The sequence below is a fragment of the Mesorhizobium sp. M1322 genome (assembly GCF_040318085.1).
Lineage (GTDB): Bacteria > Pseudomonadota > Alphaproteobacteria > Rhizobiales > Rhizobiaceae > Mesorhizobium.
The window spans coordinates 18,247-33,000 of sequence record NZ_JAMYLP010000065.1; the positions used below are offsets into that span (position 1 = coordinate 18,247).

Consider the following 14,754-nt stretch of genomic DNA (forward strand, 5'->3'; position numbering starts at 1 on the left):
ATTTGCAATAAACCATAAAATTTCATGATTTCATCGCTTTACGCTGCCGAACGGGGCGCCGGCCCGAAGACGGTTGTCTTCCTGCATGGCTTCGGCGGTTGTCACGGCGACTGGCAGGAGGTGATTTCGACACTGGCACTTGGTTCACGGACGCTGGCCTATGATCTTCCGGGGCACGGGCTATCCCTCGATTTCCCGGGTGGCGGCCCGGCCAAGACGGCCGCTCGGGCCGTTCTAGCCGACCTCGCCACACGCAGAATTAGGAGGGTGCATCTCGTCGGCCATTCGATGGGCGGGGCGGCGGCAGTGCTGATGGCATTGGCCGAGCCCGAAAGGATAGCGTCGCTGACGCTTCTGGCGCCGGGCGGTTTCGGGACTGAGATCAATGGGCCGCTGTTGCGCCGTTACGCCGCCGCTGCCGACAAGAGTGAAATTCGCGCCTGCCTTGCCGCCATGTCCGGACCGCAAAGCCTGCCCTCTGAACGCACCGTGGATGTGCTTGGCGACATGCGTGCGCGTCCCGGCCAGTTGCAGAAACTTGTCGAGATCGCAGCCGCCATGACCAGGGGTGATCGGCAGGGCGTCATCCCGCGCGAACGACTCGAAACGCTTGATATGCCGGTGATAGTGGTTTGGGGGGTAGAGGACGCGGTGCTGCCCTTCACACAGGCCGATGGTCTGCCGGCGCATTTCCATCTGCACCACGTGTTGGAGGCCGGCCATATGCTGGCCGAGGAAGCGCCCGGCCTGATCGCCGAGATCGTCCGCCGCAACATGAAACGCCGCAGCAAGCCGTTTCGTCCAAAATCCGCCGCCGCGGCGAATTGATCCCTCCCTTCCAAAGTCTGATGGCGCGGTTTCGGGCCGGGTTTTGTCTGGTAAGCCGCTTAAAGGCTTGTCGATCTCACAAGTGCATTTTGCCAACGGCTGTGTTAATTCAATGTTAACCAAACCCGCGAGGCAACGCCGATGAAGGATGCAGGCGAGAACATCACCCAGATCGATCAGTCGCGAAAATTGTCCGACGCCATCCGCGACGTGAAAAACGCCTTCGCCGACCGCGATGACGTCGTGGTCGACATGCGCGAGGCGCATCGCATGCGGCTCGATTTGCTCGCCGCCGAACTCGCGCCGATCTTCGCCGACGTGCCCGCCGACATGGACAATTTCGACTTCGCCGTCTCGTCCGGGCTGCAGCCGCGCCTCTGGATCGACGCCGTCAGCCATGTCGCCATGGGGCGCGACCGCCGCACCTATCGCTTCCTCAAGGACACGCGCATCGGCCGGGTAGTACTCGCCGAATCAACCGAGATGAAACCGGTTGCGGACCAAGTAACGCGCTATGTCGCGGAGCGCGTCGTCGAACGCCAGAGAATGCTGGAAGGCGGGGTCGAGCAGGCAGTCGCCGGTTTGAAACGCGCGCTGGTCCCGGAAGCCGAGCCGCCACTGCGATCCGTCCCGCGCGGCAAGCGTTGGTCGGCGTTTCTCTCCGGTCTCGGCCTGATCGCCGCAGGCGCCCTGGTCGGGCTGGCTGTATCGATCGTGTTGTTCTGGGACCGCCTTGTTGCGATGGGACTGAGTTTTAGGCCATAGCGTCCGCGCCAAGCTCCAGAATCTCCAGATCGGAAGGCGGGATGGCCGGCCCGGTCAGGCCACGTCGCGTCAGCCTGATCCGCCAATTGTCCTTTTCGCCATCGATCTCCAACAGATTATATTGCGCCGCCGGACGCCTGCCGCCTGGCGCCTGCCCTGCGGCGGCGACGCCGACCACTGGAATTTTGGCGCCGCGCCCATTGATGGAGAACAGCGTCGGCTCGTGTGAATGGCCGTGCAGCACAAGCTCGGCCCCGTGCCGCTGAACGACCTTGTGGAAGCGGGCAATGCCGAAGAGGCGCTTGGGCTGCGACACGGCGCCGCGCACTGGCGGATGGTGGATCATGATCACCCGGAACAGTCCGCGCTTGGCCGTAGCATCGAGCACTTCGCGCAGCCTTTCCGCTTGGTCTTCCAGAAAGAAGCCGTTGGCCATGAACGGAGCCGTGGCCCGCGCCGTCGTCACACCGATCAGCGCGACGTTGCCACGCACGCGCAGATACGGAAAGGCGTCACGGTCGATCGGCGTATTGACGCCGTCGCCGGTCATCCATGCCGTCCACGACCGGCAGGCCTTGTCGAAGGCGCCAGGCACATAGGCGTCGTGGTTTCCTGGAACGACCGACACATCATCGGGGGAACCCAGCGTCTCCAGCCAGTGCTTGCCCATCTCGATCTCGCCATCGAGCGCCAGATTGACCAGATCGCCGGTGACAGCAAGATGATCCGGTGCGCTCGCCTTGATATCGGCGACGATCGTGTCGATGACGGCATCGCGCATGTGGCGGCGGCGGTTGCGCTGCCAGTTGACGTAACCGACCACGCGCTTGGAGGCGAGATCGCGATAGGTTACACCGGGAAGCGGTCCCAGATGGATATCGGAAATATGCGCGAGCCTGAACATCCTCTCTTCATAAGCGACGCGCGCGCTGCTTTCCACCCACGGTTTCGTGGGTGATGACGCGGCCCGATCCGGAGCAAGCTTTCCGCCAGGCCGGCTGGCCGGGTCTCAGGGCGAGGCTGTTTCATCTGTATTTCGTGCTGCGGCGGCCGATGACGCTCGGGGTGCGCGGCTTGATCCACGACCGCACGTCCAGTTCCGTCTTCCTCATTCGCCACACCTATGTACCGGGTTGGCAGCTTCCCGGCGGTGGCGTCGAGCTGGGCGAGACGATGATCGAGGCGCTGGCGCGCGAGCTCTCCGAGGAGGGCAATATTGCATTGACCGCGCCGCCGGTGCTGAAATCGATGCATTTCAACCATCGAGCCAGCCGCCGCGACCATGTCGGCCTCTATTTGGTCGAGCAGTTCAATCAGACGGCGCCGAAGCTGCCGGACCGCGAGATCGCCGCAGCCGGTTTCTTTCCGCTCGACCGCCTGCCGGAAGGAACGACGCCGGCCACAGTGCGACGGATTGCCGAGATTTTTGGCGGCGCGGCGGCGTCGCCCTACTGGTAGGTCACGCCGCCTTCCTGAACCGATTGCGATCATGCGGCGCCGCGTAGTCCAGTTCCGGCCCGACCGGCACGATGCGCGTCGGGTTGATCGTTTCATGGCTGCCGTAATAGTGCGCCTTGATGTGGTGCAGGCTCACCGTTCCTGCGACGCCCGGGACCTGATAGAGGTCGCGCAGATAGTTCGACAGGTTGGGATAGTCGGCGATGCGGCGCAGGTTGCACTTGAAATGGCCGACATAGACCGGGTCGAAGCGGGCCAGCGTGGTGAACAGCCGCCAATCGGCCTCGGTGATGCGGTCACCGACGAGATAACGCTGGCGAGATAGGCGATCCTCGAGTTGATCGAGCGCGGAGAACAACTCGCCAAACGCTTTTTCATAGGCCGTTTGCGTAGTGGCGAAGCCGGCGCGATAGACACCGTTGTTGACTAAGGGATAGACCAGCGCATTGACCGCGTCGATTTCGCCGCGCAGGGCTTTCGGATAGAAATCGAGGCTGGCATCGCCCCATTTGTCGAAGGCTGAATTGAGCATCCGGATGATCTCGGAGGACTCATTGGAGACGATTGTTTGTTCTTGCCTGTCCCACAGAACCGGCACCGTCACGCGGCCGGAATAGGCGGGATCGGCCTTGGTGTAGATCTGATGCAGGAAATCGAGGCCGTAGAGCGTCTCGCCGGTGGCGCCGTCCTCAGCCAGGAAGGTCCAGCCGTTGGCGCCCATGAAATGATGGACGACCGAGACGGAAATCACATCCTCAAGCTTCTTCAGTGTTCGAAAGATCAGCGTCCGGTGCGCCCAGGGACAGGCAAGCGAGACATAGAGATGGTAGCGGCCAAGCTCTGCCTTGAAGCCGCGCTTGCGGCCTTCGGCCGGCGTACCATCAACCGTCACCCAGTCGCGCCATTGCGACTGCGCCCGCACGAACTCGCCATCGCTGCCCTTGGTGTCGTATCCGCGGTCCTGCCATTTGCCGTCGACCAGCAATCCCATGCGATGTCCTTTCGTCTCTACAGGGATGTAGGCGCAAGCTGACCACGCGGAAACCGCCAGGCGTTGAACAGTTCGTCAACTCCAGGGCAGCAAACGAAGGGCGCCAGGCGAAACGGCCGATTGCAGTGGCTGAAGATTGGTGCTAGCGGAAAATCCGCATGTTCGACTTTGCTTTGATCCGGTTCGACCGACGACGAAAGGGCGCCCGCGCTTGATGAAGCGCTGACTGGCGAACGCTGCCGTTTGCAGCAAACCTTTCCCCGTCTACCGGAACGCAAAGACCATGAGCCTTGCCGACGTGAAATACCTGCCGGAAACTCCGGCGCATGACCCCGAAATCGAAGCCATCAACGACGAAGCCTTCGGGCCGGGTCGTTTCGTGCTGGGCGCCTACAAGATCCGCGAGGGCGGCCCGCACGAACGCGCTCTGTCCTTCGTGGCCGTCGATGGCGATATCGTTGTCGCCTCGGTGCGTATGACGCGCATTGCGGCCGGCGCCGGCCGTGCGCTGATGCTCGGACCACTTGCCGTGCGGCCGGCCTTCAAGAACCTCGGCATCGGCCGCCGGCTGGTGGCGATCGCGCTGAAGGCCGCCGCCAAGGCCGGCATACCGGCCGTGATACTCGTCGGCGACGAGCCCTATTACGGCCCGCTCGGCTTCAAGCGAATCCCGCGTGGGCAAATCTCCATGCCGCGCCCGGTCGATCCTGACCGGCTTTTGTCGCATGAGATCGTGCCGGGCGCCATGGCACGTCTGGTGGGGGAGGTTTGCCACGCCGATCAGGCAAGGATTGCCGCGCACGTCGCCGCGATGGCGTGACCGTTGCGCCGTCCTGTCGGGCTTCGTAGCATGTGGCCGATGGTGCATGTCGCCCCAAAGGGCGCAGCGGTTTTGGGGTAACGACATGCATAAAAACAGAGATTTAAAGCGCTTCGATTGAGTCCGTTTCAGTTCGACGCGCTTTAGATGGAGGACGCCGACATGAACCCGAACGGCCAGATTGCGATTGTCACCGGCGGCGGCTCCGGCCTCGGCGAAGCGACGGCACGTGCACTGGCCGCGAAGGGCGCCGGCGTTGCCATCCTCGACCTCGGCATCGAGCGTGCGGCGAAGATTGCGGCCGATATCGGCGGCATCGCCATCCAATGCGACGTAAGCAGCGCCGACGGCGGTGCTGCTTCAGTAGGGGAAGTGGTAAAAAAGTTCGGCGAACCCCGAATCCTGGTCAATTGCGCCGGCATCGCCATCGGCATGAAGACGATCGGCAAGGACGGCCCGCACCCGCTCGATCAGTACCGCAAGGTGATTGAGGTCAATTTGATCGGCACCTTCAACATGATCCGCCTCGTCGCCGACCGGGCCGCGAAGCTTGAGCCGCTGGAGGGCGGCGAGCGCGGCGTCATCGTCAACACCGCATCGGTCGCCGCCTATGACGGTCAAATCGGCCAGGCGGCCTACTCAGCCTCCAAGGGCGGCGTCGTCGGCATGACGCTGCCGGTGGCGCGCGACCTTGCCCGGTCGGGCATTCGCGTCTGCACCATCGCGCCCGGCATCTTCAAGACGCCGATGGTGGCCGGCATGCCGCAAGAGGTGCAGGATTCGCTTGGCGCTGCAGTACCCTTCCCGTCGCGTCTCGGCGAGCCTTCCGAATATGCAGCCCTTGTGCTGCACATCGTCGAAAACCAGATGCTCAATGGCGAGACCATCCGCCTCGACGGCGCCATCCGCATGGCGCCGAAGTAGCCCACCATGAGTGCCGAAGTCGCCCCGCAGGCGAAGACCGGCCCGCTTGCCGGTCTGACGGTGATCGAGATGGCCGGGATTGGACCGGTGCCGCTCGCCGGCCTGATGCTGTCGGAGATGGGAGCCGAGGTGCTGCGCATCGAGCGGGCTGGATCGACCCAGCCGTTTCTGGCGCTACCGGATGAATACGACATCGACCGTCACGGCCGCTCCATCCTGCGGATTGACCTGAAGCGCTGGGAAGGCGCCGAACTGGTGCTGCGCCTTGTCGAAAAGGCCGACATTCTGGTCGAAGGGTTTCGTCCTGATGTCATGGAGCGGTTTGGTCTCGGGCCGGACGCGGTACTGGCGCGCAACCCGGCGCTGATCTACGGCCGCATCACGGGGTTCGGCCAGGACGGACCGCTATCGGATCGTGCCGGCCATGACATCACCTACCTCGCCTATTCGGGTGTGCTGCACGCCATCGGCCAGGAAGGAAGCCGGCCAGTCCCACCGCTCAATCTTGTCGCCGATTACGGCGGCGCCATGATGCTGGTTGCCGGGGCGCTGGCCGCCCTGTTTGAGCGGTCGCGCTCCGGCAAGGGCCAGGTGATCGACGCCGCGCTGACCGAGGGCGCTTCGATGCTGGCGACACCTATGCACGCCTTGAAGGCGGCGGGCCTGTGGAGTGATACGCGCGGCGCGAACCTGCTCGATTCCGGCGCGCCCTTCTACGACACCTATGAGACGGCGGACGCATGTCACGTCGCCGTCGGCTGCCTTGAACCCCGGTTCTTCGCCGAATTCGCAAGACTGCTGCCGCTCGACGAACGTTTTGTACGCGGCCAATACGACAGGACGTTGTGGCCGCAGATGCGCGCTGCCATTGTCGATCGGGTCGGGCAGAAGACACGGGACGACTGGGACCGTCTGTTTGCTGCGACCGATGCTTGCGTTGCACCGGTTCTGTCGTTGCGGGAAGCCAGGGATCATCCGCACAATCGCGCTCGCAACGCCTTTGTGACGTCGGGTGCGCTTGAGCGGCCCGCCCCGGCGCCGCGCTTTTCGCGCTCCCGGCCGACCCTTGCCGCCATGCCGGCCGATCGCGATTGTCAGGCGGCGACCGTGCTGGCACGCTTCGGCCTTTCGGAAAGCGAAACTGAGGCCCTTGTCAAATCCGGTGTAATAGGTTGATAACCGGAGAAAAATCAGCTTAAGACGGTGTGGATTTTGGACGACCGAAAAAAGGACGTGATCCGCGAGACCGACGCCGAAGCGACCAGGCTGGCGAAGACGCTGATCCGCAGTGCCCGTTTCGGCGCGCTCGCGGTGATCGAGCCCGGGACCGGTTCGCCGCTGGCCAGCAGGGTTGGTGTCGCCACCGATATCGACGGCACGCCGCTGATCCTTGTATCGATGCTATCCGCCCATACCGGCGCGATCCTTGCCGACCCGCGCTGTTCGCTGCTTGTCGGCGAGCCCGGCAAGGGCGATCCGCTGGCGCACCCGCGGTTGACGCTCGTCTGTCGGGCAGCACGGCTTGAGCGTGGATCCGAAGAGCACGCCCGCGTCGAACGGCGCTATCTCAACCGCAACCCCAAGGCGAAGCTCTATGCCGGACTTGACGACTTCTTGATCTTCCGCCTCGAGCCGGAGCGCGCCAGTCTCAACGGCGGCTTTGGCAAGGCCTACTTGCTCGAGCGCGCCGATCTGGTCACGACCGCGCCGATCGTCGAAGAGCTTGCCGCTGGTGAACAATCCGCCCTCGACCACATGAATGCCGATCATCGCGATGCAATTGCCGTCTACGCGCGCCATTTCGCCAAGGCCGCAGGCGATGGCTGGGTCGTCACCGGCTTCGACGCCGACGGCATGGACCTGGCGTTGGGCGACGATGTCTGCCGGGTCTTCTTTCCCGAGCCATTGAGGACGGCGAGCGAGCTTAGGCATGTTCTGGTCGACATGGCAAAAACCGGCCGAGTGGCGGATTAAACACAGTCCGACAGTTAATCGCGTCGGGTCGAAAGCAAGTCTTGAGGTTTGAGCGAGATGTTCTACGCTTTCCCGGTAGCGTTGAATCGCCAGCGCACATTCGCGAGTGAGCCTATGGAATCAGACGCTATTGCCCCCATAGCGCCGGATGAGCAGGAAGGTATGGGGGATCGATGGTCTCGAAAAAGCTAATCGCCAATGCCGAATCAGCGGCTGCGTTTCTGACGCTGATGGGCAACGAGAAACGACTGTTGATCATGATCTACCTGGCCGACGGTGAAATGTCGGTCGGCGCTATCGCCGAGAAGGTTCTGCTCAGCCAATCCGCCCTGTCACAGCATCTGGCCAAACTGCGGGCGCTCGATCTCGTCGAGACCCGGCGTGACCGGCAGATGATTTACTATTCCTGTAAATCCGATGCCGTGCGCGAACTTCTCAACACGCTGGACGGGATTTTCGGCGAGGGTGAGCTATCGCAGATGGCATACCGCCCGCGTCGCTCCGGGACTTGACCGGGCCAATGCATGTCGCCCAAAAGCCTGTCCTTGGGCTTGACCGAGGGTGCGAAGCGGTTTTGGGATAACGACATCCATAAATGCAAGAACTGGCCCGGGCACCTCCTACCTCGCTGACGGTTCTTAGAGCGACTTGCGTCCACTTGGATGCAGAAAGTACTTTGGATCCACGCATCGAGCTGTCCGAAAGCCCACTACGATTTTCGGGGCGATGCGGGTCCGCCGAGGCAAGCATGCGCCCCATTCGTATCGAAGACCCGCAAGACCCGCGCGTCGCCGCCTATCTCGACATCCGCGAGCGCGATCTTGCCGGCCGGCAGGGCCGCTTCGTTGCCGAAGGCAAGGTGGTGCTCGAAATGCTGCTCGCGGCCAAACGCTTTGCGGCCGAATCGGTGCTGGTACTCGAAAACCGGCTGGCAGGCCTCGACGGAACCCTGCGCAAGGCACCCGTGGACCTTCCGGTCTACGTGGCGACCAGCGAGGTCATGGACAGGATTGCCGGCTTTCACATGCATCGCGGCATATTGGCGATTGGCCGCAAGGGCGCGGCGAAGACTGCAGAGGCCTTGCTGGATAGCCTGCCTGCCCGCGCGTTGATCGTCGTGCTGGTCGGCATCGCAAACCATGACAATATGGGCTCGATCTTTCGCAACGCCGCCGCCTTCGGTGCCGATGCCGTGTTTCTGGACGCGACCTGCTGCGATCCGTTGTACCGCAAGGCGATCCGCGTCTCGGTCGGCGCCGCGCTGAAAGTTCCCTTTGCCTCCTCACTGAGAGCGTCGGCTTCACCGCAGCGCTCGACCGGCTGGGCTTCGGCCAGTTCGCTTTGTCGCCGCGCGGGCGAACCGACATCCGCAATGCGAAAAGGACTGAACGGCTGGCGCTCTATCTCGGCACCGAAGGCGAAGGCCTGCCCGAAAGCCTGCTCGCCCGCCTGCGGACGGTGCGGATCGATATGGCAGAAGGCTTCGACAGCCTCAATGTCGCCGCCGCGGCAGCCATCGCCTTGCATCATTTTTCGGCAAGCAGGACCTGAGCCGCAGAAGACAAGCATCACTGCCTGGGCTCAATGCGCCGATTCGGCCTTCTGCAGCGCCCGCACGCGATCGGCAAGGCTGCGTTCGCCGCTTCCCGGTTGGTTGGGTGCCGCAAGAACCTTTGCGATCGGCGACTCCGGCCCGTCGAGCTTCGCCGTCAGGGCGACGACCTGCGCCGCCAGGTCGCCCATCTGCTCGCGCAACGCAGCGCTGGCGCGACGTGAATCGTTGCCGTCTTCGGATTTGGATGCCTCGTAGGCGGCAAGATCCGCTTTCAGCCTTTTGTTCTCGCGGGCCAGTGCCGTCAGTCTCGCCTCCAGCTGCTCCCGGTCGCTGTCGAGCTTGGCGACAGCTTTTTCGATATCGCCCTTGACGGCCACATCGATCTGACTGCCTTGCGCTCCGGCGAGAGGCACCGCCGACGCGTTTTCCACGCTTTCGCTTTTTCGCTTTTCGCGAAGCCGCGCGATTTCCTTTTCACGGCGTTCAAGCTTGTCCTCACGATCGACAAGCGTGGCGAGCAGGCGCTCGATCTTCTTGTCCAATTCGCCGGTCCTTTTCTTCTCGGCCTTCAACGCGTCTCGCGCGGCCTTGCTCTCGGCCGCGATCTCCTGTTGGCGCCTGTCCGCCTCCTTGCGCTGGCTGCGCAGCACCGAAATGTCGTCGGCCAGCTTTTGCAGTTCGGATTCGCGCGCGACAAGTTCGATCTGACGGCTGCTGGAAGAAAAGCTGGCGTCGTCATACATGTGCTCCAGCTTTTTCAGCTCGAGCACGCGCTTTTCCAGGGCATGCTCGGCTTGAGCAAGCCGATCCGACAAAAGCTGCAACTGGTCTTTGCGCTGCCGAAGGTCTTCGCCCTTGGCCTGGAGTTCGGAAAGGGCCTGTTCCTTGTCCTTCCGCTCGAGCGCTAGTTCCTTCAGTGCCTCGCGGCCACGGCCGATCTCGACAAGCTGTTCGGCAGATTTCTCGCGCAACGACTTGACGCTCATCTCGAGGCGGCGCGTCGACATGGCGAACTCGGCGCGGATGCGATCCTTCTCCGCCTGGATCTCGGCCAGCGTCAGCGGCATCGAGCCCTCGACGCGTTGGCGCGTCAGCATCACGGCCCGCCGCCAGATTGCCGGGGCAATCATCAGCGCCAGAAAGCCGGCGCAGAGAAAGCCGAGGACAAAGAACAGGACCGACTGAACCAAGGTGATTATCCGTTATGGACGGCAAACAACCGTAAGGGACTGTGCCACGTTCGCATGACGGAATTCCAGCGCCGCGGCAAGGGTCTGCCGCAGCAATGTTCAGATCGTCGATCTTGGAACCAATCGAGGTGACGATGCAACCGCTTGCTCAGAATGGATTCCAGGTGGCGCGCTGGGTAAGCTTGAGATAACCTAGATTGACGCCAAGCCGGGCTCCGACGCCGGTACGGATCGGCACCAGCAGCACATTGTTGTTCTTCATCACGTTGAAACCGACACCAGCCACGAGATAGGCGGAGCCGGCAACGCCGCCGAAACGATTGTAGAGGCTGTTCACATCGTCGAGATTGTAGACCAGCATCATCACCCGCGAGCCCTCGCCACCAAAATCCCAGCCGAGCGACGGACCCTGCCAGAACACTTTGTGATCGCCGGCATTCTTGGTGTAGAGCGTGCCTTCGCCATAGGTCAGGCCACCGATCAGCGCGCCCGAGCCCTCCTCGCCAAGCAAATAGCCATTAGGCAGGCCGTAGGAGGCGAAAATCTTCTCGACGACGGTGGCGAGCCCGCCCGACGTCGCGCCGAAGAATTTATGACCGGAATCGACGATCTCCTGAGCGGTGTATTCCTGGGCCCGCGAAGGCGAGGTTGAAAAAAAGACGACAAGGCCCATGAGAGCGATCGCCATTGAGGTGACACGGAAAAAACTCCGGTCTGAGATGACACGGAAAATCCGGTCTGAGATGACACGGAAAAAACTCCGGTCGTAGTATCGGGAAAACATGCTTCCAATCTCCGTCAGGGAGCACTTTCGCCGACGCCTCACATCCGTGCGGCTCTTTGGCGGCCGCTAAGGATGACTGTTATGGGCAAACTATGCCGTAATCCTTTTTCAACCATTAAGCTTTCACATGAAGATGGCGGTTAGAAGGCTGGTTTCGAGCTGGTTTCGCGTCGCCCGCAGTATCCGCACCCTGCGTGAACACACCATTTTCGATAACGACAATTCCGGATTTGTTGCTGCACGCTCAGGCGCTGTGTATTCAAGGCCTTGGGAGAGAGCGTGATTCGTGTGGGCAGGCGTGATCATTTATCGCGCGGCCATTTCTCGTGAAATTTTGCAGGGACTTTCGCCGATGGCCGAGCTTTTCACCCTTTCCGCACCCGATCTCGCAGCGCTTTTGTGCAGCCGGGTCTGCCACGACATCATTTCGCCGGTCGGCGCCATAAACAACGGGCTTGAGCTGCTCGACGAAGGCGGCGCCGACGAAGATGCCATGAAATTGATTCGGCAGAGCGCCAGAAACGCTTCGGCCCGCCTGCAATTTGCCCGCATCGCCTTCGGCGCAGCCGGTTCTGCCGGCATGATGATCGACACGGGGGACGCCGAGGCCGTTGCGATCGCCTTTTTGAAGAACGAGAAGCCGGAACTGGTCTGGAATGGAACCCGTGCGCTGCTGCCCAAGAACAAGGTAAAGCTGCTGCTCAATCTCATTCTCGTCGCCAACGCCGCCATTCCGCGTGGCGGTAAGCTTACGGTTACGCTTGAAAACCTCGACACAGAACCCCGCTTTGCGCTCGCCGCGAGCGGTCCGATGCTGCGCGTGCCGCCCAAATTCCTGGAACTCCATTCCGGCAACAGGCCTGAAGAACCGATCGACGCGCATTCGGTGCAGCCCTACTACACGTTGCTTCTGGCGCGCGAGGCGAACATGACGATATCGATCCACGCAACCGCAGAAGAAATCGTACTATCGGCTGCTTGAAGTTACTAAGAAATGATTGAAAAGAACAGATAAGTGTTTTTAGACAATATTTACTAAGCCATCACTGTCGAATGAAATGAGCCTTCCAGGCTGGTTCGGCCGAAGCATCGGTCAAGAAGTTTCCGTAAAAGCTGCTCTTGCAAAAATTTTACCTATCGGCTTTTCAGCTTCTTTACCGGATTGATCCTACCGTGCCTTTCAGTACCGCGACGCTGTCGGATTGCCGCATGGCAAAGAGGGCCCGGAAATGAAACGCTGCATGTTCGTCGACGATACGAGCGTCATCAGGAAGGTCGCAAAGCGCATCCTGGGTGGTTCCGACATGCTGGTCATCGAAGCTGCCAGCGGGTTTGACGCGGTCGAGATGTGCACTGCCGACATGCCGGATATCATCGTCGTCGACGGCGCCTTGCCGGACATGCAGGCGGAGGACGTCATCCGCCGCATACGCGCCATGGAAAGTCCGATACAGCCCCAGATCCTGATTTCGCTGGTTGAGGTCGACGTCGCTTCGATCATGCGGGCAAAGCGCGCCGGCGCTCGAGGCTATCTGCTGAAGCCGTTCAATCGGCCGCAACTTCTCGAATGCTTCCGCACCTTGAGAATTGCAGCCTGATTCGCCGATCCCTGGCGCATGGCTCCCGGAAATTGGCGCTCTAATGTCAGCGATACAAACGCAAAAGTCCGGCCGAAGCCGGATTTTGTAGGAAAATCGATCGGATCGGCGTCGTCAGCTCAGGCGCTGACGCGGATATCTTCCGGCTCGCGCAGCACATAGCCGCGACCCCAAACCGTCTCGATGTAGTTCTGGCCGCCGGAAGCGGCGTCGAGCTTCTTGCGCAGCTTGCAGATGAAGACGTCGATGATCTTCAGTTCCGGTTCGTCCATGCCGCCGTAAAGGTGGTTGAGGAACATTTCCTTCGTGAGCGTAGTGCCCTTGCGCAGCGAGAGCAGCTCCAGCATCTGGTATTCCTTGCCGGTCAGATGCACGCGCTGGCCACCGACCTCAACGGTCTTGGCATCGAGATTGACCACCAAGTCGCCGGTGGTGATGACCGACTGGGCATGGCCCTTGGAACGCCGCACGATAGCGTGGATGCGGGCTACCAGTTCGTCCTTGTGGAACGGCTTGGTCATATAGTCGTCTGCGCCGAAGCCGAGGCCGCGTACCTTGTCCTCGATGCCGGCCATGCCGGAGAGGATAAGGATCGGCGTCTTCACTTTGGACAGGCGAAGCGTTCTCAAGACCTCGTATCCCGACATATCGGGGAGATTGAGGTCGAGAAGGATGATGTCGTAGTCGTAGAGCTTACCTAGATCGACACCTTCTTCGCCGAGATCGGTCGTATAGACATTGAAACTTTCTGATTTCAGCATCAGCTCGATGCTCTGTGCGGTTGCACTGTCATCTTCTATCAGCAGAACACGCATTTCATTCCCCTTTTCTGCTGCCGGACCATTTCATGACCCGTCCAGGACCGGAGCAGTGATTGCCTGAGCAGAGGCTGCCATCGAATGGTTAACAAAACCTAATTCCGTGCCGCTGACGGTACCAGATTTTTTAACCTCTTTCTACACCTTCTTGAATCTAATAGTGAATCACAGAACCAAACCGCTAATGCAAAACATTAATAAGCCAGATTAAGTGACTCTTTGGACTCGCTGGCCGTGCTTCCGCATCGAGAGCCGGAATTTTTACCCGGCCTTAAGTCCTGAGCCGTATGATTAACAATGCCCGTAAACGAATGGTTACCGCCGGCAAAAAACTTTAGGAATTTGTTTCCCATAGTTCCTGTAAAGTCGGTGGAAACGGGTGAAGCCTGAGGTTTGCCAGGTGGATTGGACGATATGTGCAGGTGTGCGTTTCCAGGAGTACCGAATCATGAAGTCACGTGAAAACCTCGTTCGGCTGAAGCAGTTCCAGGTGAATGAGAAGCGGCGGCAATTGCTGCAACTCGACACGATGATCGCTGAATTCGAGCGCATGGCTGTCGAACTGGAACTCCAGATCACTGCCGAAGAAAAGAAAGCCGGCATCACCGACATCAACCATTTTGCCTATCCGACCTTCGCCAAGGCAGCGCGCCTGCGCCGCGACAATCTCAGAAACTCGCAAAGCGACCTCGCCCAGCAGCGAAGCGTTGCCGAATCACTGCTCGGCGAAGCCGAAGCGGAGCTTTCCAAAGCGGAAATGCTCGAATCGCGCGACACCAAGATCCGCGACGCCGAGACCGGCGGCCGCAGCGCCATGATCGGCTGAAAACAAGGCTTTAAGGCCAGTCAACACCCAGCGAGGCCACCGCTCATTGGTCGAGCAGCCGCCAGTTTCAGGCCTACGCTGCCAAATCCCCTTGATGTTCCATGACCTTGTCTGGCTGAGCAGCGGTTCTGACCATCTTGCAAGCGTCGCGCCGCCCCTCATCTGGCTGCCGCCATCTTCTCCCCGTGAACGGGGAGAAGGACGCCGTCATCAAAGATTTCGC

16 protein-coding genes and 1 pseudogene are annotated in these 14,754 nt (G+C 61.1%); 12 read left to right on the forward strand and 5 right to left on the reverse strand.

Annotation, left to right across the window (positions count from 1 at the left end):
* The first annotated feature begins 24 nt into the window (after positions 1-24).
* Both NKH12_RS21540 and NKH12_RS21545 read left to right on the forward strand, forming a co-directional pair.
* Positions 25-828, forward strand: coding sequence for an alpha/beta fold hydrolase (locus NKH12_RS21540; protein WP_352954984.1), 804 nt, complete (start codon positions 25-27; stop codon positions 826-828).
* 141 nt (positions 829-969) lie between these two features.
* Positions 970-1,593, forward strand: coding sequence for a hypothetical protein (locus NKH12_RS21545; protein WP_095491685.1), 624 nt, complete (start codon positions 970-972; stop codon positions 1,591-1,593).
* Here the strand turns inward: NKH12_RS21545 and NKH12_RS21550 are convergent.
* Positions 1,583-2,497: a metallophosphoesterase family protein gene (locus tag NKH12_RS21550; RefSeq protein WP_123149405.1), complete on the reverse strand. Its 915-nt coding sequence runs from the start codon at positions 2,495-2,497 to the stop codon at positions 1,583-1,585. The two genes, NKH12_RS21545 and NKH12_RS21550, sit on opposite strands and share 11 nt — an antisense overlap.
* Positions 2,498-2,550: 53 nt before the next feature.
* Here NKH12_RS21550 and NKH12_RS21555 point away from each other — a divergent pair, with 53 nt between their 5' ends.
* On the forward strand, positions 2,551-3,051 hold the full coding sequence (locus tag NKH12_RS21555) for an NUDIX domain-containing protein (RefSeq protein ID WP_352954985.1): 501 nt from the start codon (positions 2,551-2,553) through the stop codon (positions 3,049-3,051).
* A gap of 1 nt (position 3,052) precedes the next feature.
* Here NKH12_RS21555 and NKH12_RS21560 read toward each other — a convergent pair whose 3' ends face one another.
* Positions 3,053-4,042, reverse strand: coding sequence for a glutathione S-transferase family protein (locus NKH12_RS21560; RefSeq protein WP_352954986.1), 990 nt, complete (start codon positions 4,040-4,042; stop codon positions 3,053-3,055).
* A gap of 283 nt (positions 4,043-4,325) precedes the next feature.
* Between NKH12_RS21560 and NKH12_RS21565 the strand changes: the two genes are divergently transcribed.
* The 6 genes and pseudogenes from NKH12_RS21565 (at position 4,326) to NKH12_RS21590 (ending at position 9,311) form a co-directional block, all read left to right on the forward strand.
* A complete protein-coding gene (locus NKH12_RS21565) occupies positions 4,326-4,862 on the forward strand; it encodes a GNAT family N-acetyltransferase (protein WP_352954987.1) in 537 nt (178 codons plus the stop codon).
* A 162-nt stretch (positions 4,863-5,024) separates the two neighbouring features.
* Complete coding sequence (locus NKH12_RS21570; protein WP_352954988.1) at positions 5,025-5,786, forward strand: 3-hydroxyacyl-CoA dehydrogenase; 762 nt, start codon at positions 5,025-5,027, stop codon at positions 5,784-5,786.
* Between the two features lie 6 nt (positions 5,787-5,792).
* Positions 5,793-6,962, forward strand: a complete 1,170-nt coding sequence (locus tag NKH12_RS21575; RefSeq protein WP_352954989.1) for a CaiB/BaiF CoA transferase family protein — start codon at positions 5,793-5,795, stop codon at positions 6,960-6,962.
* A gap of 36 nt (positions 6,963-6,998) precedes the next feature.
* Positions 6,999-7,760, forward strand: a complete 762-nt coding sequence (locus NKH12_RS21580; RefSeq protein ID WP_352954990.1) for a HugZ family pyridoxamine 5'-phosphate oxidase — start codon at positions 6,999-7,001, stop codon at positions 7,758-7,760.
* Between the two features lie 173 nt (positions 7,761-7,933).
* A complete protein-coding gene (locus tag NKH12_RS21585) occupies positions 7,934-8,272 on the forward strand; it encodes an ArsR/SmtB family transcription factor (RefSeq protein ID WP_352954991.1) in 339 nt (112 codons plus the stop codon).
* 236 nt (positions 8,273-8,508) lie between these two features.
* A pseudogene (locus tag NKH12_RS21590) lies at positions 8,509-9,311 on the forward strand (TrmH family RNA methyltransferase).
* A 30-nt stretch (positions 9,312-9,341) separates the two neighbouring features.
* On the opposite strand, the gene NKH12_RS21595 reads toward NKH12_RS21590, so the two are convergent.
* Together NKH12_RS21595 and NKH12_RS21600 are read right to left on the reverse strand one after the other, a co-directional pair.
* Positions 9,342-10,505, reverse strand: a complete 1,164-nt coding sequence (locus NKH12_RS21595) for a coiled-coil domain-containing protein (RefSeq protein ID WP_352954992.1) — start codon at positions 10,503-10,505, stop codon at positions 9,342-9,344.
* A gap of 148 nt (positions 10,506-10,653) precedes the next feature.
* On the reverse strand, positions 10,654-11,193 hold the full coding sequence (locus tag NKH12_RS21600; protein WP_352954997.1) for a DUF1134 domain-containing protein: 540 nt from the start codon (positions 11,191-11,193) through the stop codon (positions 10,654-10,656).
* Positions 11,194-11,641: 448 nt separating this feature from the next.
* On the opposite strand from NKH12_RS21600, the gene chpT reads away from it, so the two are divergent.
* Complete coding sequence (chpT, locus tag NKH12_RS21605; RefSeq protein WP_123149338.1) at positions 11,642-12,271, forward strand: histidine phosphotransferase ChpT; 630 nt, start codon at positions 11,642-11,644, stop codon at positions 12,269-12,271.
* A gap of 247 nt (positions 12,272-12,518) precedes the next feature.
* Positions 12,519-12,887: a response regulator gene (locus NKH12_RS21610; protein ID WP_352954993.1), complete on the forward strand. Its 369-nt coding sequence runs from the start codon at positions 12,519-12,521 to the stop codon at positions 12,885-12,887.
* A 119-nt stretch (positions 12,888-13,006) separates the two neighbouring features.
* Here NKH12_RS21610 and ctrA read toward each other — a convergent pair whose 3' ends face one another.
* On the reverse strand, positions 13,007-13,702 hold the full coding sequence (gene ctrA, locus NKH12_RS21615) for a response regulator transcription factor CtrA (RefSeq protein WP_006203583.1): 696 nt from the start codon (positions 13,700-13,702) through the stop codon (positions 13,007-13,009).
* A gap of 451 nt (positions 13,703-14,153) precedes the next feature.
* Here ctrA and NKH12_RS21620 point away from each other — a divergent pair, with 451 nt between their 5' ends.
* Entirely contained in the window at positions 14,154-14,531 is a 378-nt protein-coding gene (locus tag NKH12_RS21620; RefSeq protein WP_352954994.1) for a flagellar export protein FliJ, read from the forward strand.
* The last annotated feature ends 223 nt before the right edge of the window (positions 14,532-14,754 follow it).

What these genes read in the sequence shown, in the direction of transcription:
- NKH12_RS21545 (WP_095491685.1), top strand. Translation starts at nt 970, where the DNA reads ATGAAGGATGCAGGCGAGAACATCACCCAGATCGATCAGTCGCGAAAA.
- NKH12_RS21550 (WP_123149405.1), bottom strand. Translation starts at nt 2,497, where the DNA reads ATGTTCAGGCTCGCGCATATTTCCGATATCCATCTGGGACCGCTTCCC.
- NKH12_RS21600 (WP_352954997.1), bottom strand. Translation starts at nt 11,193, where the DNA reads ATGGCGATCGCTCTCATGGGCCTTGTCGTCTTTTTTTCAACCTCGCCT.
- NKH12_RS21565 (WP_352954987.1), top strand. Translation starts at nt 4,326, where the DNA reads ATGAGCCTTGCCGACGTGAAATACCTGCCGGAAACTCCGGCGCATGAC.
- NKH12_RS21585 (WP_352954991.1), top strand. Translation starts at nt 7,934, where the DNA reads ATGGTCTCGAAAAAGCTAATCGCCAATGCCGAATCAGCGGCTGCGTTT.
- chpT (WP_123149338.1), top strand. Translation starts at nt 11,642, where the DNA reads ATGGCCGAGCTTTTCACCCTTTCCGCACCCGATCTCGCAGCGCTTTTG.
- NKH12_RS21560 (WP_352954986.1), bottom strand. Translation starts at nt 4,042, where the DNA reads ATGGGATTGCTGGTCGACGGCAAATGGCAGGACCGCGGATACGACACC.
- NKH12_RS21575 (WP_352954989.1), top strand. Translation starts at nt 5,793, where the DNA reads ATGAGTGCCGAAGTCGCCCCGCAGGCGAAGACCGGCCCGCTTGCCGGT.
- NKH12_RS21540 (WP_352954984.1), top strand. Translation starts at nt 25, where the DNA reads ATGATTTCATCGCTTTACGCTGCCGAACGGGGCGCCGGCCCGAAGACG.
- ctrA (WP_006203583.1), bottom strand. Translation starts at nt 13,702, where the DNA reads ATGCGTGTTCTGCTGATAGAAGATGACAGTGCAACCGCACAGAGCATC.
- NKH12_RS21610 (WP_352954993.1), top strand. Translation starts at nt 12,519, where the DNA reads ATGAAACGCTGCATGTTCGTCGACGATACGAGCGTCATCAGGAAGGTC.
- NKH12_RS21620 (WP_352954994.1), top strand. Translation starts at nt 14,154, where the DNA reads ATGAAGTCACGTGAAAACCTCGTTCGGCTGAAGCAGTTCCAGGTGAAT.
- NKH12_RS21555 (WP_352954985.1), top strand. Translation starts at nt 2,551, where the DNA reads ATGACGCGGCCCGATCCGGAGCAAGCTTTCCGCCAGGCCGGCTGGCCG.
- NKH12_RS21570 (WP_352954988.1), top strand. Translation starts at nt 5,025, where the DNA reads ATGAACCCGAACGGCCAGATTGCGATTGTCACCGGCGGCGGCTCCGGC.